The organism is Chloroflexota bacterium (assembly GCA_016235055.1).
Taxonomy (GTDB): domain Bacteria; phylum Chloroflexota; class Anaerolineae; order JACRMK01; family JACRMK01; genus JACRMK01.
In genome coordinates this window covers 14,366-37,650 of sequence record JACRMK010000051.1, presented here as the reverse complement: position 1 = coordinate 37,650, position 23,285 = coordinate 14,366, and the positions used below count along the sequence as shown (strand labels likewise).

At 65.3% G+C, this 23,285-nt stretch carries 21 protein-coding genes; 6 read left to right on the top strand and 15 right to left on the bottom strand.

What is annotated here, in order from left to right:
- Positions 1 to 76: 76 nt before the first annotated feature.
- A complete protein-coding gene (locus HZB53_13090; GenBank protein ID MBI5878577.1) occupies positions 77 to 919 on the bottom strand; it encodes an inositol monophosphatase family protein in 843 nt (280 codons plus the stop codon).
- 375 nt (positions 920 to 1,294) lie between these two features.
- Here HZB53_13090 and HZB53_13085 point away from each other — a divergent pair, with 375 nt between their 5' ends.
- A complete protein-coding gene (locus HZB53_13085; GenBank protein MBI5878576.1) occupies positions 1,295 to 1,678 on the top strand; it encodes a hypothetical protein in 384 nt (127 codons plus the stop codon).
- 26 nt (positions 1,679 to 1,704) lie between these two features.
- Here the strand turns inward: HZB53_13085 and HZB53_13080 are convergent, their stop codons facing one another.
- The 8 genes from HZB53_13080 to HZB53_13045 are packed head-to-tail and all read right to left on the bottom strand — an operon-like array spanning position 1,705 to position 9,793.
- A complete protein-coding gene (locus tag HZB53_13080) occupies positions 1,705 to 2,688 on the bottom strand; it encodes a succinylglutamate desuccinylase/aspartoacylase family protein (GenBank protein MBI5878575.1) in 984 nt (327 codons plus the stop codon).
- Between the two features lie 10 nt (positions 2,689 to 2,698).
- Complete coding sequence (locus tag HZB53_13075) at positions 2,699 to 4,201, bottom strand: M81 family metallopeptidase (protein MBI5878574.1); 1,503 nt, start codon at positions 4,199 to 4,201, stop codon at positions 2,699 to 2,701.
- A 13-nt stretch (positions 4,202 to 4,214) separates the two neighbouring features.
- Positions 4,215 to 4,982, bottom strand: coding sequence for an amidohydrolase family protein (locus HZB53_13070; protein ID MBI5878573.1), 768 nt, complete (start codon positions 4,980 to 4,982; stop codon positions 4,215 to 4,217).
- A gap of 5 nt (positions 4,983 to 4,987) precedes the next feature.
- Entirely contained in the window at positions 4,988 to 6,301 is a 1,314-nt protein-coding gene (locus HZB53_13065; protein MBI5878572.1) for an aspartate aminotransferase family protein, read from the bottom strand.
- A gap of 4 nt (positions 6,302 to 6,305) precedes the next feature.
- Complete coding sequence (locus tag HZB53_13060; protein MBI5878571.1) at positions 6,306 to 7,526, bottom strand: pyridoxal-phosphate dependent enzyme; 1,221 nt, start codon at positions 7,524 to 7,526, stop codon at positions 6,306 to 6,308.
- 6 nt (positions 7,527 to 7,532) lie between these two features.
- Positions 7,533 to 8,843 carry an aspartate aminotransferase family protein gene (locus HZB53_13055; protein ID MBI5878570.1) on the bottom strand — a complete coding sequence of 437 codons (1,311 nt, stop codon included), beginning with the start codon at positions 8,841 to 8,843 and terminating at the stop codon, positions 7,533 to 7,535.
- A 42-nt stretch (positions 8,844 to 8,885) separates the two neighbouring features.
- Entirely contained in the window at positions 8,886 to 9,335 is a 450-nt protein-coding gene (locus HZB53_13050; GenBank protein MBI5878569.1) for a lipocalin-like domain-containing protein, read from the bottom strand.
- Entirely contained in the window at positions 9,335 to 9,793 is a 459-nt protein-coding gene (locus HZB53_13045) for a RidA family protein (protein MBI5878568.1), read from the bottom strand. Before HZB53_13045 ends, HZB53_13050 begins: the two co-directional genes overlap by 1 nt.
- Before the next feature lie 518 nt (positions 9,794 to 10,311).
- Between HZB53_13045 and HZB53_13040 the strand changes: the two genes are divergently transcribed.
- Positions 10,312 to 10,827, top strand: a complete 516-nt coding sequence (locus HZB53_13040; protein MBI5878567.1) for a thioesterase family protein — start codon at positions 10,312 to 10,314, stop codon at positions 10,825 to 10,827.
- Here HZB53_13040 and HZB53_13035 read toward each other — a convergent pair.
- The 3 genes from HZB53_13035 to HZB53_13025 all read right to left on the bottom strand — a co-directional run bounded on the left by HZB53_13035 (position 10,815) and on the right by HZB53_13025 (position 14,134).
- Positions 10,815 to 11,681 carry a hypothetical protein gene (locus HZB53_13035; protein MBI5878566.1) on the bottom strand — a complete coding sequence of 289 codons (867 nt, stop codon included), beginning with the start codon at positions 11,679 to 11,681 and terminating at the stop codon, positions 10,815 to 10,817. The genes HZB53_13040 and HZB53_13035 overlap by 13 nt on opposite strands.
- 2 nt (positions 11,682 to 11,683) lie before the next feature.
- Complete coding sequence (locus HZB53_13030) at positions 11,684 to 13,111, bottom strand: endo-1,4-beta-xylanase (protein MBI5878565.1); 1,428 nt, start codon at positions 13,109 to 13,111, stop codon at positions 11,684 to 11,686.
- A gap of 186 nt (positions 13,112 to 13,297) precedes the next feature.
- Entirely contained in the window at positions 13,298 to 14,134 is an 837-nt protein-coding gene (locus HZB53_13025; GenBank protein ID MBI5878564.1) for an alpha/beta hydrolase, read from the bottom strand.
- A 284-nt stretch (positions 14,135 to 14,418) separates the two neighbouring features.
- Here HZB53_13025 and HZB53_13020 point away from each other — a divergent pair, with 284 nt between their 5' ends.
- From HZB53_13020 to HZB53_13010, 3 genes are all read left to right on the top strand, one after another.
- Positions 14,419 to 16,176, top strand: a complete 1,758-nt coding sequence (locus HZB53_13020) for a hypothetical protein (GenBank protein ID MBI5878563.1) — start codon at positions 14,419 to 14,421, stop codon at positions 16,174 to 16,176.
- A gap of 493 nt (positions 16,177 to 16,669) precedes the next feature.
- Positions 16,670 to 17,680: a hypothetical protein gene (locus HZB53_13015; protein ID MBI5878562.1), complete on the top strand. Its 1,011-nt coding sequence runs from the start codon at positions 16,670 to 16,672 to the stop codon at positions 17,678 to 17,680.
- Entirely contained in the window at positions 17,677 to 18,276 is a 600-nt protein-coding gene (locus HZB53_13010; GenBank protein MBI5878561.1) for a TraR/DksA C4-type zinc finger protein, read from the top strand. Before HZB53_13015 ends, HZB53_13010 begins: the two co-directional genes overlap by 4 nt.
- Positions 18,277 to 18,309: 33 nt before the next feature.
- Here the strand turns inward: HZB53_13010 and HZB53_13005 are convergent, their stop codons facing one another.
- Both HZB53_13005 and HZB53_13000 read right to left on the bottom strand, forming a co-directional pair.
- Positions 18,310 to 19,896, bottom strand: a complete 1,587-nt coding sequence (locus tag HZB53_13005; GenBank protein ID MBI5878560.1) for a thiamine pyrophosphate-binding protein — start codon at positions 19,894 to 19,896, stop codon at positions 18,310 to 18,312.
- A gap of 13 nt (positions 19,897 to 19,909) precedes the next feature.
- A complete protein-coding gene (locus tag HZB53_13000) occupies positions 19,910 to 21,502 on the bottom strand; it encodes an amidohydrolase family protein (protein MBI5878559.1) in 1,593 nt (530 codons plus the stop codon).
- 108 nt (positions 21,503 to 21,610) lie between these two features.
- Here HZB53_13000 and HZB53_12995 point away from each other — a divergent pair, with 108 nt between their 5' ends.
- Complete coding sequence (locus HZB53_12995) at positions 21,611 to 22,579, top strand: nucleoside hydrolase (protein ID MBI5878558.1); 969 nt, start codon at positions 21,611 to 21,613, stop codon at positions 22,577 to 22,579.
- Positions 22,580 to 22,679: 100 nt separating this feature from the next.
- Here HZB53_12995 and HZB53_12990 read toward each other — a convergent pair whose 3' ends face one another.
- Positions 22,680 to 23,237, bottom strand: coding sequence for a hypothetical protein (locus HZB53_12990; protein ID MBI5878557.1), 558 nt, complete (start codon positions 23,235 to 23,237; stop codon positions 22,680 to 22,682).
- Positions 23,238 to 23,285 lie beyond the last annotated feature (48 nt).

Below are 23,285 nucleotides of genomic sequence, written 5' to 3'. Positions count from 1 at the left end.
GTTTGCCTATGGGGTGATAATACTCAATCGCCGCCTGCTCTGTCAAGGCACGGAATGACCGGATGTTCGGGGCAAATCAGCCGCGTATCAGCGCGAGTAGTTCGGGCAGCAGCGTTGCCGTCGTGGCCAGCGATTCGTTGCCGTGAATCGTGGCGTTCCCCTGCCAGTCGCCGAAATAGCCGCCTGCCTCGCGCAGGATCGGCGGAAATGGCCCGCAATCCCAGGCATTCATGATCGGGTCGAGCATCGCTTCCGCGCGGCCGGTGGCGACGAGCAGGTAGCCGTAGGCGTCGCTCCAGCCGCGGCAAGTGTAAGCGGCCCGCTGGATGCGGTCCCACTCGCTTGCTCGATGGTACTGCGAGAAGCTGCGCATCTCCGAATAGCAGACATACGAGCGCGCCAGCGACGCGGCGGCAGAAACGTGCGCGCGGCGACCGTTCCACCAGCAGCCCTCGCCGGTCGCCGCCGCCAGCATTTCGCCCAGCGCCGGGTAGTAGGCAACGCCCACCTCTACCACACCATCGATCTCCAGGCCGATCAGCACGCCGTACAGTGGCACGCCGCGCGCAAACGCTTTGGTGCCATCGATCGGGTCCACCACCCAGCGGTGGCTCGCGCCGGCGCCCGCAGTGCCGTATTCCTCGCCGATGATGCCGTGCCCTGGAAAGCGCGACTGAATGCGCGACCGTATCAATTCCTCCGATTGCTTGTCGGCGATGGTTACCGGCGAATCGTCCGACTTGAAGTCGGGTCGAATGTCCGACTGGTAGTAGCCGAGCGTCAACCGGCCGGCCAGATAAGCGGTTTCGCGCGCAAAGTCGAGGTAGGTCGCAAGCGATTCGGTCACGGAGTTAGGCCTCTCACTGGATTTCGCACGGTAGGGTGCGGGACTCGTGGATGCTGCGCTCCTCGCGCACATCGGTGCGGTCATGCGGATCAACAAAATCGAGCCGTGCCTGCGCTACCACCGGACGATCGCGCATCGGTGAGCATCGCATCCAGCAATTCTCATTTTGAAGTCTGGCTACCAGGTCGCCCCCTCATCCCTTGGCCCCTTCTCCCCCGCGCGCGGGGGAGAAGGGGAAAAACTAACGGGGAGGGAAGCACTCATTATTCGTCGAATTGGCTTGCGTGATAAGCACCTGAACTCCAGCGCATGACAAGCCGACATTGGAACGTACCCGGCCAAAGCCAAATTGAGAATTGCTGGCATCGCATCCGACACGTTGGCCGGCAGTTCTGATACAATAGTGGTGGCGGCAACCCACACACCAGGCCGCCCAGGAGAATGTCCATGCCCAAGCAAGCAATCCAGCTCGACGGCGGCCCCAAAGCCGGGGGCGCCTATTCGCCGGCCGTGCGCGCTGGCGATTTCATCTACATCTCCGGCCAGGTGCCGCGCGACCCGGCCAGCGGCGAGACCGCCGGCGACACTATCGAGTCGCAAACCCACCGCGTTCTTCAAAATATCGGTGTCTTGCTCGCAGCGTCCGGCGCAAGTTTCGCCGATGTGGTCAAAGCGACGGTGCACCTGAGCGACATCGCCGGTTTTGCGCGCTTCAACACGGTTTACGCCACCTACTTCCCGGACCCCAAACCGGCGCGCACCACGACCGGCGCGCAGTTGCCCGGCGGCTTTCTCGTCGAGATCGACGTGACCGTCTACGTGGGGAAGTAGGGGCCGACCCGTGTGTCGGCCCGGTCCTATTCGGCGTCCGACACGGCCAGCGCAAACAGGCCGTCGCCGGCATTGACCCGCAGCAGGCCCCGCAGCGTGATGACAACTCCACCGGCTGACGAACGCACCATCTCCAGCATCTCGCCGGCCGGTGTACGCACCTCGCCCAACAGATCGCCCTTGCGCACTGTGTCCAGCAGGCCGACATGCGCGAAGAACAGCCCGCCGGTGTTCGCCAGGATGATATGGTCCAGGTCGCCGGAGCCGTACAGCCGATGCGTGACCGGCTGGAGGACAGGTTCGCCGTCCAGCATGCCGAGCGACTTGAGGCAGTTGACCACGCCGGTCGTTATCGTCGCAACATCTTCCGGCCGCGCGCGCCCCGCGCCGGGCGCTTCGGTATACAGGCCGGGGATGCCGTGCTCGGCGGCAAAGCTCATCGTGCGTCCGGGCGCCATGTCCGGGTGGGCCCAGATCACCGGCGCGCCGAATGCCTCCGCGAGCTTGCGTGTGCGCACGCCCAGAGCCTGCCCGGCCGGCCGGTAGTAGCCGACCAGCATCGGCAGGTTGTACGCCACGCCGGCGCTGTGCAGGTCGATGACTAGATCGGCGTGGCGCATGATCGTTTCGCCCAGCCAGTAGGCAATGCGCTGCGTGATCGTGCCGGACGGGTCGCCCGGGAAAACGCGCGCCATATTCAGCCCATCGATCGGGCTGGAGCGCGTGGCCGAGCCGAAAGCGGGCGCATTGCAGACCGGCACGCACACGACCGTGCCGCGCAGGGCCTGCGGGTCGAGCCCCGCGTAAACCTGCGGGATCGCGATCATGCCTTCATACTCGTCGCCGTGGATGCCGGCCAGCACGACGACCAGCGGTCCCGGCTGGCTACCGGCCGCGGCCAGCATGTCGAGTGACAACATGTGCCCGTCGCCGAGCGTGGTTAGATCGAGCTTCAGGTGCTGCTTGGCGCCGCGCGCCAGCTTCGACACGTCAAACTGCTGAATGTTCATCGTCACGTCCCTACCACCCGGGCTGACTGTCCAACGGATAGACCGGGCGCGGCAGGTGTTTGTACGTGAAGCGCGCCAGGTTAGCGGCCACCAGGCCGGGCGTATCCACTTCGATGATCTCCGACGCGATGCGCTGGTAGGCGCCGCGGAAGGCGACCGCCGATTTGGCGACGATGATCTGCTGATCTTCGGGGACAATGCCCTGGCTGCGCAATTGCGCCAGATCGCCGGGGGGCGTCTTGCGCTCGGTCAGCAGCACGCGCACGCCTCCAGCGCGCACAACCGCGCAGCGGCCCATCTCGACGTTGTTGCCGTACAACTGCGCGAAGTGGTCGGTGCCCTCGATCGTGAAGCGGCCCTCGGTAATGTTCTCGACCGTCGCGCGCGCCGCCACCGGCGTGCCGTGCAAGCTATCGACCTTGCCGCCGATACGTAGGTCAAGCTCCGCCCCAAGGCCGGCCGCGATCGCCTGCGCGACCGATTCCGGGTCGGCGATGGTGACCACCGCGCCCTGCGCCCCGGCATCGACGAGCGCGCGCAGGAGGTAGGTGCTGTCGCCCGGACTGCCGCCGCCAACATTGTCGCCGACGTCAGCCAGCATGACCGGGCCGCTGCGCTTCGCGCCGCGCGTCAGCGCGACCGCGCGCGCCACCGCCTCGTCTACCGGCGTGCCGACATGCCGCGCCGCCGCGCGCTGCGACCAGGCGACTTCGCACAATTGATCGGCCAACTTGCGCGCCAGCGTCGCGTCGCCGTCGGTCGTGACGACCACGCTCATGCCGGTGAACGGCGTGTCGGCATAGGCGAAGCCACCCATCACGCTCACGTTCAACACATGCGGATTCTGCTCGAACTCACGGCCGAGCGCATGCACCGCGTTCAGCGGCGATTGGTCGGTCCATGTCGTCAGCGCCGAGAGAATCAGAGGCGGCCGCGCCAGCGCCTTCGCCGTGCGCGCGCCTTCTTCCGTCAGGCGGCGCAGGATGCGCGATGCTTCGATGCCGCGATCGTAGGTGTCCAGGTGCGGGTTCTCATCGAACGCGACAAACGCATCGGCCGCGTCGACCATCGCCTGGCTCAAGTTGCCGTGCATGTCCAGCACACTCACCACCGGGATTCCCGGCCCGACGACGGCGCGCACGTGCTCGAGGATATCGGCCTCGCTGTCGAGGTAGCCGTCGGCCACCATCGCGCCGTGCAGCACTAACAGCACGCCGTCCAGCGGCAGCGTAGCGCGCAGGCGCTCGATCAGCGCGTCGCGCAGCATCTCATGCGCGGCCCGCGTCACCGTGGCGCTCGGCATCGCCGCCGCGTAGACCAGCGGCACGATCTGCACGCCCCAGGCACGCAGACCGTCGATCGCTCCGCCCAGCGCGGTCTTCGACGCCGCGTAACGCGCGGCGATTCCCTCGCCTTCCGCGTAACTCTGCCGCATAAAATTGTCGAGCGTCGTGACGCCCGGCGCAAAGGTGTTGGTTTCGTGAACGATGCCGCCCAGTGCAATCCGATTCATGGTCTCTTCACTTTCACGCCAGCCCGCGTGGCTTCAGGATGTAGCGCTCGGCGTTGCCGTGCGCGATCTGCACTTTCTCCGCATCGCTGATATCGGCCACCGCGAGCAGCGTCGGGAACGCCGCTGGCTCGTACAGCGGCGAGTCAGTGCCGAACAGCACTTTGTCCGCGCCAATGGCGCGCACGACCTGAGCCACAATCCCGGTGCGGATCGCGCGGGCGGTACCCATGTCGGTGATCAGGTTGCCGGTGCGGCAGTCCTGAATCGCGTCGAGCGCCTCGTGCGTCTGGCCGAACGCGCCAGCCGCGAAGTGCGCCGCGATGATCGTCAGCGTCGGGAACGCCTCGGCCAGCCGCTTCATGCGCGCCGGCGACGCGTACGACTCGTTCTCGCCGTGCGACAGGACCGGCAATTTCGTCGGCACAACGCGCTCAAGCAAGCGGAACGTCGCCTTGATGTCGGCCGGGTAGCGGTGCAGCACCGGGTGCAGCTTGACACCAACCACTTTCGGGTGATCCTTGAAGCGGTCGAGCAGGGTGTATGAGTCGTTCTCGCGTAGCGGGTTCAGCACCAGCCAGACCAGCAAGTGGTCGTGCTGCTCGGCCTGCTGAATCGTCCACTCGTTGCCATAGATCAATTCGCCCGAGAGCGCCGCCGTCGAGCTGACGACGGTACGCTCGATGCCGGCGCGCGCCTGCAGGGCGATGAACTGCTCGGTCGTGTAGGTCCAGATGTCTTCGTGCCACGGGCCCAGGTGCGCGTGCGTGTCAATGTATCGCATGGGGTTCATCGCTCCGAAATGGATTGGTCGATGGCGGTCACCAGGCCATCGACGTGAGCTTCATTCATTGGCACCGAGAGAGCGCTCATCGATAAACCCTGACTCAGGTACTGTCCCTGCGCCAGCAGGGAACGGAAGACGCGCCCGGCCAGCGCCTTGTCGGTGCGCGCCAGACTGCGGTAGTCGACGACCGGTTCTGCGCTGAAGTGGATGCTGAACAGCGATCCGGTGCAGACGACCTGCGCCGGGACGCCGCGCCGCTCGAACAGCGTGCGCAGGCCGGACGCCAGGCGCGCGCCGAGCGCATTGATGCGCTCCAACACGGGCGGCGTCAACTGGCGGAGCGTCGCCAGACCCGCGGCCATGGCGACCGGGTGCGCGCTGAACGTGCCGCTCTGGAAGTAGCCAGTCGGTCCCTGCGACGTGTCGAGCAGATCCATCAGGTCGGCGCGGCCGCCGAACGCGCCGACCGGGAAACCGCCGCCGATGATCTTGCCGTAGGTCGACAGATCGGGCGTGATGCCATACTCGACTTGCAGGCCGCCGCTGCCAACCCGAAAGCCGACGATCTCGTCGAAGACAAGCAGGATGCCCAGCCGCGCCGTGAGGTCGCGCACGAACTGCACGAACTCGCGCCGCTGCGGCAGAATGCCCGCGCGCGGGTCGAACATCACGCAGGCCAGTTCGTCGCGGTGCGCCGTCAGAATGCGCTCGACCGCCGCCTCGTCGTTGTACGGCAGGATCAGCGTGTCGCTGACCGCGCCGGGCGACATGCCACGCACCGCCGGCACGGCGACGGGCGCATCGGCCGGGCCGGCCAGGTCGAGCGGCGGCGCGACGCTGATCTCGACCGAATCGTGGCTGCCGTGGTAGCCGCCCTCGAACTTAGCGATCTTCGGCTTGCCGGTGCTGCCGCGCGCCAGCCGGATCGCATGCAGGGTCGCTTCCGTGCCAGAATTGCAGAAACGCACCCGCTCCAGCGACGGCACGCGCCGGCACAACTCCTCAGCCAACTCGGTCTCGCTGCCGGTCGGGCCGCCGAGCGCGATGCCGCGCGTCAACTGCGCTTGCACGGCCGCCAGCACGGCGGGGTGCCCGTGCCCGAGCACCTGTGCGGTGTGGTGGCCCGCAAAGTCCGCGTAGCGGTGCTCGTCCACATCAAATAGATAGCAGCCCTCGCCGCGCTCCAGCGTCAGCGGGAACGGCGCATAGAAGTACGCACCCTTCGCGCCGCCAGGCATGACGGCGCGGGCCCGCTCGTACGCGGCGCGGGAGCGCGGGATCTCGCGCTCAAAACGCTCCTGAGCGGAATTTGGCATCGCGTTACACCTTCAGGATATCGTCGGCTTCGATCAGCGGGATCTCGACGCCATCGGTGAGCCGCTGGATCGCGTCCTGCACCTTGAAGCCAACGCCAGTCAGGACGCACATGACCGTCTCATCACCGCGCAGGCGGCCACTGGCGCGATCGAGCGACACCGCCGCCGCCGTGATCGCCGCCGCCGGCTCGACGAACAGCCCTTCCTGGGCCGCCAGCGCCTTCTGGGCGCGCGCCGTTTCGGCGTCGGGCACCGCCATCGCCCAGCCGCCGGAGTCGCGCACCGCCTTCAGCGCGAGCGCGCCGTCTGGTGGGTCGGCCAACTGCAACCCGCTGATCGTGCCGCGACTCTCAACCAGGGGACGGTACTCGCGACCCGCGTTGAACGCGTCGGCGAGCGCGGCGCAACCTTCACCCTGCACGGACACCATGCGCGGCAGGCTGCCGATGCGCCCGAGGCGCTGCCACTCACGGAAGCCTTTCCAGACCATGTTCAGCAGTCCGCCGCCGCCGACCGGCACGTACACGACTTCGGGCGCGCGCCCCAACTGTTCGCAGATTTCGTAGGCCAGCGTTTTGACGCCTTCCATCCCGAACGGGTTGAACTTGCTGGCCGTCACCATCATCATCCAATTGTTCTGCGCACAGAGGCGACGCACACCGTCGAACGTCGCGCGCTCGGCGTCCTTGCTGATGCCGAGCCCGCGCACGGCCACCAGTCGCGGGCCGTACATCATGATCTGCGCGATCTTGCTGCGCGCCGCCTTTTCGATGACGAACAGCGTGCCGGGCAGACCGGCGCGCGCGCCGTACGCCGACAGGGACGCGCCCGCGTTGCCCGACGACGTCGCGGCCCAGCCGATCTTGCCCGTCTCGCGCGCCCGCGCCATGCTCACCGCCGCAATGCGATCTTTATACGAGCCGGTCGGCATGACACCTTCAACCTTGAAATGCAGCTCCGGCACGCCCCAGGCTCGGCCCAGGTGCGCACTTGCCACAAGCGGCGTCGTGCTCTCGCCGAGGCTGACGCGGCTGACCGGATCGCACACCGGCAGGAGGTCAAAGAAGCGCCAGACGCCCATGCCGCTGAACGCACGCGGCGACCGCCAGATCGCCTCGTCGTATACAACATCGAGCGTGCCGCCACACTGCGGGCACTGGTTGACATCGGCATCTGCGAACGCGTGCCCGCAGGCCAGGCAGCGCAGGGAGAGCTTGTCAGGCATCATCGCCTACCCGAGCGCCGCGCCCAGCGCCGACTCGGCGCGGTCGAGCGTCTCTTCGATATCGGCCTCGCTGTGCGCCGCCGAGATGTACCAGGTGCCACGCAGGGTCGTGCGCACGCCGTGCTCGGCCAGCGCGGTCGTGAACCGCTTGGCGAGATTCGCGTCGCGGTCGAGGTAATCGCGGTATTCGTAAAACTTGTCTCGCTTCGTGAACGCCAGTTGGATCACCGGCCCGATCGCGTTGACCAGCGCCGGCACGCCACGGCGGGCGAAGATCTCCGTGAGGCCCGCGTTCAGCTTGCCGCCCATCGCGCGCAGGTGGCCGTAGACCTGGTCGCGGTTCTCGTCAAGGTACTTGGTCGCCGCGTTGGCTGCGGCCATCACGACCGGGTTGGAGTTGTATGTCCCGGCGTAGTTGACGACATTGCGGGCAGCCAGATCGAGGATGTCGCGCCGCCCGGCCAGCGCGCTCAACGGGAAGCCGGCCGCGATGCCCTTGGCGAACGTCGCCAGATCGGGCGTGACGCCGTACAGTTCCTGCGCGCCGCCGAGCGAGACGCGGAATCCGGAGATCACCTCGTCAAAGACCAGCACGACGCCGTACTGGTCGCAGAGCTTGCGCAGGCCTTCGAGGAAGCCGGGGCGCGGCTCGGCGCCGCCGGCATTGAACATGATCGGCTCGGTGATGATGCAGGCGATCTCGTGTGCCTGCGCCTCCAGCGTGCGCTCCACGATAGCCAGGTCGTTCCACGGCAGCAGGATGATATTGTCGAACACGTTCGTCGCCATGCCGGCGCTGCCCGCCACCATGTTCGGCTTCTCGCGCGGGCCCATGTTCTCGGCCGTCGGCGCCGTGCTGATCGCGACGGTATCCGGCCAGCCGTGGAAGTGGCCCTCAAACTTGATGTACTTCTGGCGCCCCGTGAACGCGCGCGCCAACCGGAACGCCATCTGAACCGCTTCGGAGCCGCTGTTGTTGTAGCGCACCAGTTGCGCGCACGGCACGATGCGCTGGATGCGCTCGGACGTCTCCACCTCATGGATGTGCTGGCCAGCCGTCACCAGCAGGCGGTCGATCTGCTGGTGCACGGCATCCAGCACGACCTTCGGATTGTGGCCCAGGATCAGCGGCCCCTGGCCCAGGACATAGTCGATGTACTCGTTGCCGTCCACGTCGTACAACCGCGCGCCTTCGCCGCGCTCGAAATACAACGGTCCCGGCAATTCAGCCAGCCGGATGACGCTGCCGACGCCGCCAGCCAGCGAACGCGACGCGCGATCGAGGAGCGCCTGTGATTTGGTTCGGGTGTACGACATGGAAGGCTCCTGTCTTGAATTGTGGTGGTGAGTGGGTGACGCCTAGCGCGACGCATGCGGCCGGGCGCGCGCCCAGACCAGCACGCCGGTTGCCGGGCGGCCGCCCAAGAGAAGCGGCGGCGTGCGCAGGATCAAGCGGTCGCCGTCAAACTCGAAGGCGCGGATCTGATCGGCGCCCACTTCGTTGGGCAGCATGTTCCATTCGGCATGATGGGTGACCGTCTGCGCTGCAGCGTCCACGTGGTAGGTCCCAGCATACGCCCGATAACCCTGGTAGGCAGCCACGATCTGGTCGGGCGTGCCGCCCAGACGGTCGGTGGATGCGAACGCCGGCCGCTCGCGTCGCATCAACTGCGCCGACATATAGCCGTCGGCCGTGTAGACCAGCAGTCCCGAGTCATAGGTGCGGGTGGCGGTGCCGTCCGCATAGCGAAACTCAGACGACAGTAGCCGCCACGCGCCGACAAACGAATTGCCGGCCGGTGCTGACATCAGTCCGCGACCTCGACGATCATTTCGATCTCGACGGCAAAGTTGCTGGGCAACTGATACAGGCCGACCGCCGAGCGCGCGTGTCGGCCCTTTGCGCCGAACAGATCGTTGATCAGATCGGTACAGCCATGGATGACCTCGGGCGTCTGCGTGAAGCCGTCTGCTGCGTTGACCATACCGAATAGCTTCACAACGCGCGTGACCTTATCCAGGTCGCCCACGATTGCCTTGACCGCGCTCAGGCAGTTCAGCGCGCATGCGCGCGCAGCGGCGTAGCCTTGCTCGACGGTCAACTCCTTGCCGACCTTGCCGACGTAGTTCTCTGTGCCTCGGCGCGAGACCTGGCCTGACGTAAACACCAGGTTGCCGGTCCGCACGGCCGGCTCGATCTTACCCTGGCCGAGCGTCGCCGGCTCGATCTCGTAGCCCATCGCTTTCAGTTTCGCTTCAATATGCATGCTGTGTCTCCTTTGGTAATTGGATGGATCCCGCCCGCGCTGCTATGGGACACGGTGACGGGGCGAATCTTAGCAAATAGGGCGCGTTGCGTCAATTGCCCGACTCGTGGTTCAGCAATTCTCAATTTGGCTTTGGACGCGTACTGTCCAATGCTGGCTTGTCATGCGCTGGTGTTCAGGTGCTTATCACGCAAGCCAATTCGACGAGTAATGAGTGCTTCCCTCCCCCCGGCCCCCTCCCAACGAAGTTGGGAGGGGGAGAGATTCTAAGGGGAGGTGCGCGGCGGCTGCGCCGCCGCGCACCTCCCCGTTAGCTTTTCCCCTTCTCCCCCGCGCGCGGGGGAGAAGGGCCAGGGGATGAGAGGGGGCATACTGGCGGCCGACTCCAAAATGAGAATTGCTGCTCGTGGTTCGACAGGCTCACCGCGCGACTCGGTGAGCCTGGCATACTGCACCACATTTGACAGCGCAGCCGAGGGCACAGTATAACAGCAGGCAAATCAGGTCGGGAGAATGCGATGACTACGGACCCCGCCGCGCCGCTCGTACTGATGCACAGCCGAGTGAAATCCGAATGGATCGACTACAACCGGCACATGATGGACGGCTACTATGCCGTGGCCTTCAGCCCAGTGGTCGACGCCTTTATGAACCTGATCGGACTGGACGAGTCGTACCGTGCGTTAACCGCCTGCACGATCTACACGGCCGAGATGCATATCGTTTTCTTGCGCGAACTCAAAGCAGGCGCGCCGCTGCGCTTTGAGGCACAACTGCTCGGGCACGACACAAAGCGCTTCCACCTGTTCTTCACGCTCCACCACGATGCCGAAGGCTATGTGGCGGCCACGGCGGAATTCATGCTGCTGCACGTCGATCAGCACCAGATGCGCGTCGTGCCCATGCCGTCGAACGCGCTGGCGCGACTAGACGCAATTGCGGAACGGCACCGGCTTCTGCCACAACCACCGCAGGCCGGACGGCGAGTAAGCATGAATGGCGCCGCCAGGGCGACGTCGGCTCAGACCGAGTGAAACCAGCGCGCCACGTCATACTCGATCTCGGCCACTGAGTGCGCCCGCTCAAGCTGCGCGACAATCGCTGCCGCGTCGTCCGCGTCCGGCACCATGTCGCTCGCATCGACCTTCAGGCCGTACACGGATGCGCGCGACTCGAGCAGTGCCTCGACCCAGAGCGTCAGCGCATGCCGGTGCCGCAACAGTTGCCGATAGACCGCCGCGTACGCTTGCGGGTCGAACGGCGCCAGTCCCATCATGTGCGGTGTGGCCGCGCCGATCTCCACGGCCAGCGCATGCACCTCCTGCCAGAGCATCTGCAGCACATTGGGCGGTGCATCGGCCGCTTCACGCGGGTGTGTCGGGTTCGCGAACGTCCGCCCGCGGGCGTCCTCGATCACTGCGCGCACTGAGACGGAAGGCACCGGCGTGATGAACAGCACATCCGGACTCGCCAGCAACGGCTCCGAATCGTCCGGCTGCACCTGCGCCAGTTCCAGCAATCGGTTTCCAATCAGCGGCACCTCCCCGATCAGCATGTGTGATGCGCCAGGGTACTCGCGATGCCAGCGCAGCACGGCTGCGCGCGCCCATTGACCGACCGCCTTGCGGATCATTGCATGGGTCACGCCATCGACTTCGGGATACTTGGCCCGCGTCGCCAGCGACTCGAACGCGGGACGCGCCACGTCCCACTGCAGCAGATGCACGCTGCGGTCCAGTGCGTGCGCCGCCTGCGCCAACTCGCGAATGAACAGGCTCTTGCCGACGCCGGGCAGTCCCGCGACAAACACCATGCGCTGCGAGCGGGCCAACGACCCCAGTGCGGCCTCCATATCCGAGGCGCTCGCAATCACAATATCTTCGGGCATGCTCAGGTTCCGCGCAGGAATTGCTTGAACGCCAGCAACCGCTCATAGGCCGGCTTAGGCGTCAGATCGCGCCGCAGCAGACCGCCGTGGGGGATGAAGCGCGCGCCGATGTCGCGATTGACACCGCGATCGGCGAAATCCCACCAGGTGATCACGCTCATGTTTGGCTGCGCGGCGCACAGCGTGTAGAGTCCTTCGCTGAACTCCGCCTGGCGCGTTTCATTCCACGGCCCGTGCCACCAACCACCCGCCGCCGGATGGTCGCTGCCAAAAAACGCCGTCGGATCGACCGCGTGCTGCGACGGCATACCGACCTCGGTCACGCGCAACGGCTTTCCGAACGGCGCGAAGGATTCCACTAGGTCGTCCACGGTGAGAAGGTCGCGGCAGGAGAAGTAGCGTTTGATGCCGAAGTAGAACTGTAAGCCAATGGCGTCATACTCGATGCCGCGCTCCGCGCAGCGCTTCAAGATGTACGCGGGCGGCACGCTGGGCCGCTCGTGCGGGTAACTGCGCGCACCGAACGGGTCCGAGAAGTTGATCATGCGCACGGCGTGCGGCTGCAGGCGCTTGAGCTCGGCCGAGACGAGCGCGGTGATGTCCAGCAACTGCTCGACGGTCAGGTTCAAGCCGTTGGCGTCGCCATCCTGCGGCTCGTTGATCATCTCCCAGACATGCACGCGGTCGCCGAAACGAGCGATCGCCGCGCGCACCTGCTCCAACGCGACGTCCTTCGCCTCATCGAACGAAAGCGAGCGCATCCAGGGCGGGATGCCGTACGGGTGAAACCAGATCAGCGGCGCGCCCTCGACTTCGATCCCGCTGCGGGTTAACCAATCCACGACGCGATCCGTTGCATCCCAGGTGAAGCGGTCGCGCGACGGACGCGTCAGGAAGAAATAGAGCGGTGCGGTCCCGCAGTCGCACAGCGCGCGAAAATGCCGCTCGTACGCCTCGCCGAGGCCGACGCCAAACGCCTGCGCGCCAAAACGCAGGCCGAGCGGCCCGGCCGCCTTGCGCTGCTGGATACGCCAGCGGGCCAACGCCAGCGCAAGCTGCTCGCCGAGATAGTACAGGTCGGCCAGCGACGAGACGGCCGCATAGCGCCCAGCCCACTCAACCGGCACCGCGAAGCCGTTTGCGCGGCAGCGCTCCAACAGGCGCGCGATCTGGTCGCGGCGCCCCTGCACCAGTGCGGTATGCAGATCAACCACCCCGTCCGAATGCGGCAGGACGGCGGTGCGCGCCATCACCTCGCCAAACCCCTCGATCGTGTAGAGCAGATTGAGCGCGGCACGCGGCGCGGGGGTGTCGCAGTCAAGCCGAGAGCTGTCGAAGGCGACCTCCCCGGCACACGGCACGCCGTCCGCGTCGCTCATGAACGACCACGCCGAAACAAAGTCAACTTGCGGAACCGAAAAGCGGATCATATCCGTTCACTCGCATTTACCATAGCAGGCCGGAACTTCCACCGGACGTCCGGCGTCTAGTTCATGAGGCCAATTTCACTGGTGGAGGTACAGGCATGAAAACCCTGCGGTTGCTAATCTCGTTCCTGCTGGTCATTGTCACCTTCTTGCTGGGCACATTCGGCGCTCTGGCGCGATAACCGCCCCTCAGCGCGGCCACAGGTCCCGGAGTTGCGCAATCAGCAGCGCCTCCGGCGCTGCATGTGGCCCATCGAAACGCGTCAACTTCACGTCGTAGTTGGCCGCCTTCAACGCCTCAGCGAAGCGCACCGATGATTCGAGCGGCACAAGGCTGTCGGCCGTGCCGTGAACCAGTCGAACTTTTAGCCCGCGCCGGGAATCAACGCGCGGCGCAAGCGTCACTAACTCGGCGACGCCGGCATCCACGCCGCGCGGCGGCGTGCTGAGGTTGTACGGTCCGGCCGCGCCGACGAAGGCGTCCACATGGGCCGAGTTTCCGGTCTGCGTGCAGCGCGCCTGCGGTGGCGGGCCGCCAGCTTTCGCAGCATAGGCGTCCCACGCGCGTTCTGGCTCGTCACCCAGGAACGCAACCAACGCCGCAGTCGCCGCCCCGGCCGAGAAACCACCGAGCGTCACTTTCGAAGCATCCCCACCGTAGGTCGCCGCAGTCGCGCGCGCAAAGCGTACCGCGCACGCGACGATCTCCGTGACCTCTCGGTACCCGCGCCCGTTGTCCTGCGTCGCGCGTGATAGCGTATAGACCGGCCAATCGGCCACGTAGACCACGAAACCGGCAGCCGCCGTCGACTGGCTGAAGTGTGAGTAGCCGCGCTTCGTCTCGCCGGTACCGTGCAGGAACACCACGATGGGCAACCCCTGACCGCCGACCGGCGCGTACACATCGAGCGCGTACGAGTCCACCAGCGCGGTGATCGGCACAGAGTACGTCAGGTTGAGTGTGGCTGTGACGACCACCGGAGCCGGTGTCGGGGATACCTGCGCGGTCGGGGTTGCGGCCGGCAATGTTGGCGCAACGACCGGGGTTATTGCGGGGGACGGCGACGCGCCGCACGCCGCCAGCGCCACTCCGATTGCGACGGCAGCAAGAAGGCCACGCGTCTGGAAAAACATTCGAATGAGATTGCGCCAGAGTGTTCGAACCATAAGTGCGTCCTCTTCGAGACGTGCGCAGATTATAGCCAGCGCCCGGACACCGCGCAAACGGCTGTTGTGAGTATAATACTCGCCATGCACGCATGGCTCGCACACTGCCGTCGCGCAGATGGCGTACTCCACCGATGACGCCGATGTCTCCGCGCCCGCATACACACCGTCCCTGGGCAATTCGCCTGCTGGCGGCGCTCGGCTTCTATGCCGCGCTCACCGTGTTCATGACGTGGCCGCTTTCGGCTCACCTTGGCGATGCCATCGCCGGCGAGTCCGGCGATGGGCAGTACTTCATGTGGCTCACCGGCTGGTACCCGGAGGCAATCCTCCGGCTCGGCGTCTCGCCGCTGTGGGTTCCCTGGCTCAACTACCCGGAAGGCTACGCGCTGGCCTACAACGAGATGACACCGGGCACGGCGCTGTTTGCCTGGCCGCTAACGCTGCTGGGCGGAGCGACACTGGGCTACAATTTTGTGGTGCTGTCGTCCATGATTCTGGCCGGAACCGCCGCATACCTCTGGGCGTTTCGTTTCACGCGCAGTCACTCTGCCGCCCTGATCGGCGGCATGGTTTTCACGTTCATGACTGACCATGTGAGTCGGGCGGGTGTCCATGTAACCCTGGTATGTACGCAGTGGCTGGCTTTCTATTTGCTTTCGTTGCAGTCTGCACTCAGCGCGCGTGCGCCACGCACCGGCACGGCCATTGCCGCGGGAGTCTTTCTTGCGCTGCTGGCGTTGAGCGGGCAGTATCTGTTCTATCACGCACTAGTGCTCTCCGTGCTTTACGTTGCCGGCTATCTGATTTGGATCAATCGAACGGCATGGAAGACGACACGGCTGTGGACCCAATTGGCGCGTATTGGCCTGTTTGCCCTACCGTTCATTGCCGCCGCCGAGATTCCCTATGTGCAACTCACCTTTACCGGAAACGGTCCCGCTGCGCGCCCGATTGGAGAGGTGCAACTGCACGGCGCCAGCCTGACCGATTTCCTGTCACCGGTGCCATCGCTACTTCTGCGTCGCTACGCGCTCGGTGGTCTGTTCGATGCCGTCGCGGGCGCGCCTTTCCATGAGCATACGATCTACCTGGGCAGCGTGGCGATTGGTCTCGCATGCATCGCCATCGGGGCGCGACGCCGGACGGCGCCCGACTCGAAGACGATACACCTGTGGACATTCATGGGCGTCTGCACCGTCATCCTTGCCATGGGTGTGTCGCTCAATGCAGGCCGGCAGACCGTTCTGGTTGACCTGCCGGAATGGCTGCGCCCCTGGTATCCATACTCACAGACCTTTGTGCCCCTGCCCGGTTTCGTACTTTACAAGCTGCTGCCCTTTTACAGTTCGATGCGCGTTTGGACACGCTGGGCCTTCAGCAGCAGCCTGTTTGTGAGCTTGCTGGCGGCAGCCGGCGCAACGGCCCTGCTGGCGCGCGCGCAGAAGCGCGTCAGGCTATTGCTTGCAGTTGCGCTGTGTGCGCTCGTGCTCATCGATAGCTCATTGGGCTTTCTGCCCCTGACACCCACCGCTGGGCGTCCGGTCGACTACTGGCTGGCACAGCAACCCGGCAACGGTGCCATCGTGCAACTGCCGGTCAATCAAAGCTTGATGTACGCGCACCTGGTATACTACGCAACGATAGCCGGCAAGCCGTACGTTGGATCGAACTTTGGCGCGTTCTGGTCGCCACAGGCCAAACGGCTGGTGAGTACGCTCGCTGACTTTCCCACCGCCCAGGGTATCACCCTGCTGCGAGAACTTGGCGTGCAATGGGTTGTCATCGACACAGGCACGTTCCCGCAATTTGAGGAGTCGCGTGCCGCGTTAGCAGCATGGGAAATGCGACTACGCTATGAGTCCAATGGCGCGGCGGTCTACGAGCTGGGCGCGCGCTAATTCGCCTGACGCAGCGCGCCACACGGGCTGACGTGGAACACATGAAACGGCACGCGGCAATCAACAGACCGCCTATCGACGCCAGGCGGGCGCGGGTACCGGAGGCGCATCTATGAAACTGATCTCGACGCTTCTATGGATCGCAATCGCCATGTCCTCCGTCGTAGCCCTCACCGCGTGTGGCGAAAACGCGATAACCGCCACGACGGCGGCACCGACGACCGCAGCAGTCGCTCCCGCTACGGAAACGGCAACGCCAGTTCCACCGACGCCGACCGTCACCGCAACACCCGCGCCGACTGCCACGCCAACTACGACCCCAACCTCGTCTGGCACCCCAACGCCAGCGCCAACCGACACGCCGCTGCCCACAGCGACCGGAACGGCCACGCGGGCGCCAACCCATCGACCGACGATCACGCCAGCGCCAGTCTCGGACGCGCCGGCGGCCGTATGTCCGGCCTGGTTTGTGACGCCCGCGCCCAGCAAGGGGTTGCTGGTCATCGAGAACCACCTGGGATCGAGTACCACAATCGATGCCGAAGGGCCCAATACCAGTTGGTCACGACAGTTGGAGGGAAAGGTCGGCGACGAACCCGGACGATTTGTGCTAACGCTCGATCCGGGGCGCTATGTCTTTGGTTACAGCGGCAAGAGGCAGGTGAGCGTTGGTCAGTACGTCGAGTTCTCAGGGCGCATCTGGACCGCAGTGAAGGCGGGCGACTCGCTCGTATCGCCCATATATCGCAGCGGCCGATTTGATGAATTTGTGTACCCGTTGTCGCCACCGGCCGGCTGCCCCGGCTATGTGCCGCAACCACCGCCACCGCCGGCGCAGTGCCCGGCATGGTACGTGCCGCCGCAGTCCGGCTTCGGTGTTCTGGTAGTGGAAAACTTTCTCAACGAAACAGCGGAGGTTGCCGGCGTTGAAGCAACGAATTTCACAGGACGGATACCCGCGCTGAAAGACGGAGAGCCGGGAGTGTTGGCCATACCGCTGGCGCCAGGCTCGTATGAATTTGCCAGCCGCGCCAGTAACGGTGAGGGCCGGATCCGGGCCGAAATCGCGGCTGGACGGTTTGTCGTTGCTTCCGTGTCGCGCATGAACCCCCGCCGGCTGCTGGATGTCGTCGCAAGCGCCATGCCAGTGCCGGCCGGCTGCGATGGCTATGTGCCTCCTCTGCCACCCGCCACCACGCCATGTCCCACATGGTACGCCAGACCGGAACCCGGCCGCGGGTTGCTCATTGTGGTGAACGGCATGATGGACAGTAACCTGATCGCCACAAAGGGTATGGAATACACCAGCCCGCTGCCCGCCGCCAGGGCAGCCGGACCGGGGATCGTGCGCATACCGGTGTCACCCGGCCATTATGAGTTTGATACGTCCAACACCGGTAACCACCTGACGGCTGATGTGGCCGCAGATCAAACGCTCTGGGTCTATATATCGGGTTTTGGCGCCCGGCAGATCTTCGGACCGCCCCCGGCAGCGTGCAAATGACGACAGCGACAATGACGATAGACTTCGGCCCGTATAAGGCTGCTCTGACGAGCATCCACCAACACCTCTGCCCCAAGCAGGTGCTCGGAGTACGCGCCGGGCTGCACGCCGGCGACTTGCTCGGCATTACCCTGCCACATCTTGACAAGCGGCTGTTCGCGTTCGTCGAGACCGATGGCTGTTTCACCGATGGGATCGTCGTGGCGACAGGCTGCGCCGCCGGTCATCGCACGATTCGGCACATGGACTACGGCAAGGTCGCCGCGACGTTTGTGGATACGCTCAACGGCCGGGCGATACGTATCTGTCCCACAATCGAGTCACGCCAGCGCGCCTGGGCTTATGCGCCGGGCGCGCTCGACGCATGGCATGCGCAGCTCGATGCATATCAAACAATGCCGGCGGAGGAACTGCTGGATGTGGTGGACGTGCAACTGACGGTCTCGCTTCAGGCGATTCTCAGCGAGCCCGGTTTGCGCGTACAGTGCGCGCGCTGCGGCGAGGATGTAATCAATGGCCGTCATGTTGAGCAAGCCGGCCTGACACTCTGCCGCCCGTGCGCCGGTGAAGCTTATTACGCGCGCATTGACACCTGAGCCGCAACATGCGAGCGACATTAGCCGTCCGGCCTACGCGTGCGGAAACGGCGCCGGCAAGCCGTCGATAGCGAGGTTGACACACGACGGCAGTCCGGAGTGCACCGCTTGCGCGATGGCCGCCGCCAGGTCAGCCGGATCCTCGACATACGCCCCGAAACCACCCAATGCCGCGACGACACGGTCGTAGCGCGCCAGCATCAGTTCGCAGCCAAAGGTGCGGTCTGCGCCGTAGGTCTGGATTTGAATCTGATGTTCCGCGTTCCAGCGCGCGTCGTTGCCGACGATCGCCACGAACGGAATACGATTGCGAACCGCCGTCTCGAACTCAGCCAGGTGATAACCGAACGCGCCGTCGCCCGAAATGGCGAAGACCGTGCGAGAAGAGTCGGCCAGCTTCGCGCCAATCGCCATCGGCACCGCCGCGCCGATACCGCCGGCCGGACCATTGATCAGGCGCGTCGTCGCTTCGAGTCCACCCTGCGCCCACTGCCCGAACTCGCCGCCGTCGGCGATCAGTATGGCGCCGGCGTCGAGGTGCGGCTGCACAGCGGCGCACAGGCGCAGCGGGTGGATCGGCCGCGCATCGGATTCGCGCCAAAGCGCCCATTCGTCCAGGGTCGAAAGCCGCGCCGTTTCGACGGCGATCAGCCACTCGTGATGGAACGACGCGCGCGATTCGGCCAGCGCACTCAGCCGCTCGACCGCCCATTGCGGATCCATCGCCACGCTGAGTGGTACGGCCGCTTGCCGCAAATGTCCCGCATCCGGGTCGATCTGCATGAACTTGCCATTGAACGCCGGGGGCTTGCCCCACTTGAGAGAAAAGTCGAGCGGCTTGCCAAGCAGCAGGACAACATCTGCCTCGGCCATTAACGCGGCGGCGCCGTGCAGCCACGGGTCGTTCATGCCGCGCGGACTCTCGCACGCCAGAGCCGGCACGCCCGTCACGTCCGAGAGCCGCATCACGTCGCGCCAGCGCACGCCACGGCTCATCGCCGGACCAGCCACGATCAGCGGGCGGACGGCTCCCAGCAACGCGTCAAGCATGCCCGCTAGTTGGGTGTCATCGGTTGGGTGCGGCGCCAGTTTGACTGCGGGGGGTTGTAGCGCCGGAACGACGGCCTCCAGCACATCGACCGGCAAGCTGAGGTGCACCGGGCCGGGGCGGCCTGATGCGGCTATCTCCATCGCCCGCGCAAAGTCGCCAGCCAGCGCCGCCGGGTTGTCAACACGCCACGCGGCTTTGCAGACCGGGGCGACCACCGCGACCTGATCGACCTCCTGAAACGCGCCGCGCCCGGCCTGCGCCAGCGCACTGTGGCCGCTGAGCGCAACGAGCGGAGACTCGGCCATGTGTGCGGCGTAGAGCGCGCTCACCGAGTTCAGGTGCCCCGGTCCCGCCGTCAGCAGCACCACACCCGGCTGATCGGTCAGCCGACCCCACGCATCGGCCATGTGCACCGCCGCGGCCTCGTGTCGCGTGTGGATGACGCGGATGCCGGACCCGATCAGCGCGTCGTATACTGACATGATCTGATTGCCGGATAGCGAGAACAGATGCGACACATTTGCGGCCTGCATCGCCCTGACCAGCGCCTGCGCCCCTTTGCGTGTCATGACGGTCTCCCCCTCAACTGCGGCGGACGACGCGGCCCGGCGTGGCGCCGGTGTGCTCGCCGTTCTTGATGACTGCCACGCCATTGACAAAAACATGGTTCACGCCCGTGGCGTACTGATGCGGATTGTCATATGTGGCGTGGTCGGCAACCGTCGCCGGATCGAAGACAACCACGTCGGCGGCATAGCCGTCACGCAGCGCGCCGCGCTTGCCCAGCCGGTACGTCTCGGCGGGATATGACGTAAGCCGCCGCACCGCTTCCGTCAGCGAAATAACCTTCTCATCACGCACATATTTGCCCAGCAGGCGCGCAAAGTTGCCGTAGGTGCGCGGGTGCGGGTTCGACTTCATGAAGATGCCTTCCGCTGAGACCGACGCCGAATCGGAGCCGAACGACACCCACGGGAGCGCGATCTGGCGGCGGATGTTGTCCTCGCTCATCATGAAGTAGACCGTGCCGATCCGACTGTCGTCGGCGACGACCAGATCCATCGCAGCATCCTCGGGCGACTGTCCACGCTCGCGCGCAACCTGCGCCAGCGTCCGGCCGGTCAGGTGCTTGAGCGCATCGTTCTTGAATGCGACGAGCAGCGTGCCGTCTGCGCCGGCCGCGAGGTAGAGATTCTCCCAGGCGTTGCTCGGCGTCGACATTTCGGCCTTAATGCGCGCCCGCGCAGCCGGATCCTGCAACCGCGCCACCAATGCTTGGTGCCCGCCTTCGTGTGCCCACGGCGGGAACGCCGCGCTTAGCCCGGTCGAACCGGCTGTGTAAGTGTACATGTCGGCGGTGATGCGCGCGCCCGATGCGCGCGCCGCCTCCACTTTGGCGATGACCGGCTCCAACTTGTGCCAGTTGGCGGTGCTGGCCGCCTTGAGGTGGTAGATCTCGGCGGGAATATCGGCCGCGCGCGCAATGCCGATCAACTCATCCACCGCTTCGAGCCAGGCGTTCCCCTCGCTGCGGATGTGCGAGATATACATGCCGCCGCACGCGGCCGCTGCCCGCGCCAGCGCCACCAGCTCCGCAGTCTGCGCGTAGCAGTCGGGCGGGTAGATCAATGCGGTCGCCAGGCCGAGCGCGCCTTCGTCCATCGCTTGCCGAACCAGGTACTCAAGTTGCCTGAGCTCGTCCGGCGTCGGCGGGCGGTTCTCGTAGCCGAGCACGTACGGCCGCAGTGTCAGCAGCGGCACGAACGACGCTACATTGCACGCTATGCCGTGCTCAACCAGCCACTCGAGATAGCCGCCCAGCGTCGACCACGCGATGTCGAATTTGATATCACCCTGCCGCTCGACCCACTCACGCTTGAGGCGATCGTTCAGCGGGCCGACCCACGACTCGCCAAGCACTTCGAGCGTGACACCCTGCCGGATGTCGCTCTGCGAGCGTCCGTCCGCGATCAATGACTGCTCCGCGTGGCTCATCACATTGATGAAGCCCGGCGCGACGGCCAGTCCCCTGGCGTCGACTTCAATGACGCCGCGTGCGCCGCCCAGCGCACCCACTGCAGCAATCACGTCGCCGTTCAGGGCGATGTCGCCAGTACACGGCGCACCGCCGTCGCCATCATAGATCATGCCGTTGCGAATCAATACGTCGAACATGCTTCGATCCTTTCCGGGCGCGGCCGCGCCAGTTGCGTGGCGACGCGATTATGGAGTACCATAGGAGCCGCATCGGCACATTACTTGTCACCCACAGGAGAGAACGGTATGGTCAAACACAAGGTAATCATCGATTGCGATCCCGGGCACGACGACGCCATCGGGATCGTGCTGGGCGCGCCGCATCTGGACATCCTCGGCATCACCTGCGTCGGCGGCAACCAGACCCTCGAAAAGGTCACTGTCAACGCGCTCAAGATCGTCGAAGTCATCGGGCGGACGGATATTCCCGTCGTGCCCGGCATTGGCCGTCCGCTGGTCAAGGCGGCGTCGCACGCGCCTGATGTCCATGGCCTGACCGGCATGGACGGCCCGGTACTGCCGGCACCGGTGACGAAGGCGAAGGCCGGTCATGCGGTGGACTTCATCATCGACACCGTCATGGCCAACGACGGCGTCACGCTGATTCCCACCGGACCACTGACCAACATCGCCGTCGCCCTGCGCAAGGAGCCGCGCATCGCGTCGCGCCTGCAAGAGATCAGCATCATGGGCGGCTCGGCGACACACGGCAATCGCAGTGTGGCCGCCGAGTTCAACATCTGGTACGACCCGGAGGCGGCGCACATCGTCTTCGGCAGCGGCGTGCCGATCAAAATGCACGGGCTGAACCTGACGCTGCAGGTGGTCGCTACCGAGGACGTAATCGCCAAATGCCGTGCCATCGGCAACAGGCCGGCCATCTTCGTGGCCGAGCTGCTCGACTTCTTCGCCGATGCACAGAAACGCAAACTCGGCACACACAGCGGCGCACTGCACGACCCGGTCGCCGTCGCCGGCGTGATCGACCCCACGCTGTTCGAGTACTACGATATGCACGTCGGGATCGAGTTGCGCGGCGAGCGGACATACGGGATGACCGTGAGCGACATGCGGCACCTGCGGGGCAGCGCATTCGGCTTTCCGCAAAGTGCAACGCCGCTGCGCGGCGAGCCGCCCAACGCGCAGGTCGGCATGAAGGCCGATGCGCCGCGCTTCTTCAAGTTACTTTACGAGACACTCGCTACGTACAAGTAACGCGCACAAATCGATGCCACGCGGCGCAACCTCCGCCCGAGGCGGGCTGCGCCGCGTTCCACCAATCGAACATCTAACGGCTCGGCGCCAATTCGCGCGACTATCGCAGGGGCGGGAAGCGGCTCGGATCGACGGACTGGGTGGCGGCAGTGCCGCCCGCCACACCGTACAGTGTCACGCGATACGACTGGAAATAAAACGAGAACAGATCGTCAAACCGATAGTACCGGGCCGTTCGCGTGAAGGCGGCCGCGTCGCCGTCCCAATCTTCGCCAAGTACAAAATAGAGCTGATATGTGCCGCCACGGATATTCTTGATTGTGAAAGAACCCGACGCGCGCAGGTAAACGGCGACAACCGGCGCCGATTGCCCGTACTCAGTGAGCGCGGCCACGGCGTCCAATTGCTGGCCATTCTCGATAGTTAGTTCGCTCTTGCCTGTTCGACCGGTATCTTTCAGAAATGTGCCCGTGTCCAGGTGACGCGTAAGCAACGGAGTGGGTGTCACGGTACTGGTCGGTGTGGCGGTCGGGGTGCGCGTCGGCGTTGGGGTGCGCGTGACGGTGGCGGTTGGCGTGCCGGTTCTCGTGGGCGTAGGCGTCACCGTAAATGTTGCCGTCGGTGTTGGGTCGGGCGCAAACGGTCGATGTGGGTCCATCAACCAGGTAATCCCACAGACACCGATAAAGGCAATCATGCAGACAAC

Bases quoted from the DNA above. Each gene is read 5' to 3' on its own strand.
- HZB53_13035 (MBI5878566.1), bottom strand. From the start codon at position 11,681: ATGCCCGAAGATATTGTGATTGCGAGCGCCTCGGATATGGAGGCCGCA.
- HZB53_13005 (MBI5878560.1), bottom strand. From the start codon at position 19,896: ATGACACGCAAAGGGGCGCAGGCGCTGGTCAGGGCGATGCAGGCCGCA.
- HZB53_13075 (MBI5878574.1), bottom strand. From the start codon at position 4,201: ATGAATCGGATTGCACTGGGCGGCATCGTTCACGAAACCAACACCTTT.
- HZB53_13010 (MBI5878561.1), top strand. From the start codon at position 17,677: ATGACGACAGCGACAATGACGATAGACTTCGGCCCGTATAAGGCTGCT.
- HZB53_13065 (MBI5878572.1), bottom strand. From the start codon at position 6,301: ATGCCAAATTCCGCTCAGGAGCGTTTTGAGCGCGAGATCCCGCGCTCC.
- HZB53_12990 (MBI5878557.1), bottom strand. From the start codon at position 23,237: ATGGACCCACATCGACCGTTTGCGCCCGACCCAACACCGACGGCAACA.
- HZB53_13045 (MBI5878568.1), bottom strand. From the start codon at position 9,793: ATGCATATTGAAGCGAAACTGAAAGCGATGGGCTACGAGATCGAGCCG.
- HZB53_12995 (MBI5878558.1), top strand. From the start codon at position 21,611: ATGGTCAAACACAAGGTAATCATCGATTGCGATCCCGGGCACGACGAC.
- HZB53_13055 (MBI5878570.1), bottom strand. From the start codon at position 8,843: ATGTCGTACACCCGAACCAAATCACAGGCGCTCCTCGATCGCGCGTCG.
- HZB53_13020 (MBI5878563.1), top strand. From the start codon at position 14,419: ATGTCTCCGCGCCCGCATACACACCGTCCCTGGGCAATTCGCCTGCTG.
- HZB53_13040 (MBI5878567.1), top strand. From the start codon at position 10,312: ATGACTACGGACCCCGCCGCGCCGCTCGTACTGATGCACAGCCGAGTG.
- HZB53_13085 (MBI5878576.1), top strand. From the start codon at position 1,295: ATGCCCAAGCAAGCAATCCAGCTCGACGGCGGCCCCAAAGCCGGGGGC.
- HZB53_13050 (MBI5878569.1), bottom strand. From the start codon at position 9,335: ATGTCAGCACCGGCCGGCAATTCGTTTGTCGGCGCGTGGCGGCTACTG.
- HZB53_13000 (MBI5878559.1), bottom strand. From the start codon at position 21,502: ATGTTCGACGTATTGATTCGCAACGGCATGATCTATGATGGCGACGGC.
- HZB53_13090 (MBI5878577.1), bottom strand. From the start codon at position 919: ATGTGCGCGAGGAGCGCAGCATCCACGAGTCCCGCACCCTACCGTGCG.
- HZB53_13070 (MBI5878573.1), bottom strand. From the start codon at position 4,982: ATGCGATACATTGACACGCACGCGCACCTGGGCCCGTGGCACGAAGAC.
- HZB53_13060 (MBI5878571.1), bottom strand. From the start codon at position 7,526: ATGCCTGACAAGCTCTCCCTGCGCTGCCTGGCCTGCGGGCACGCGTTC.
- HZB53_13030 (MBI5878565.1), bottom strand. From the start codon at position 13,111: ATGATCCGCTTTTCGGTTCCGCAAGTTGACTTTGTTTCGGCGTGGTCG.
- HZB53_13080 (MBI5878575.1), bottom strand. From the start codon at position 2,688: ATGAACATTCAGCAGTTTGACGTGTCGAAGCTGGCGCGCGGCGCCAAG.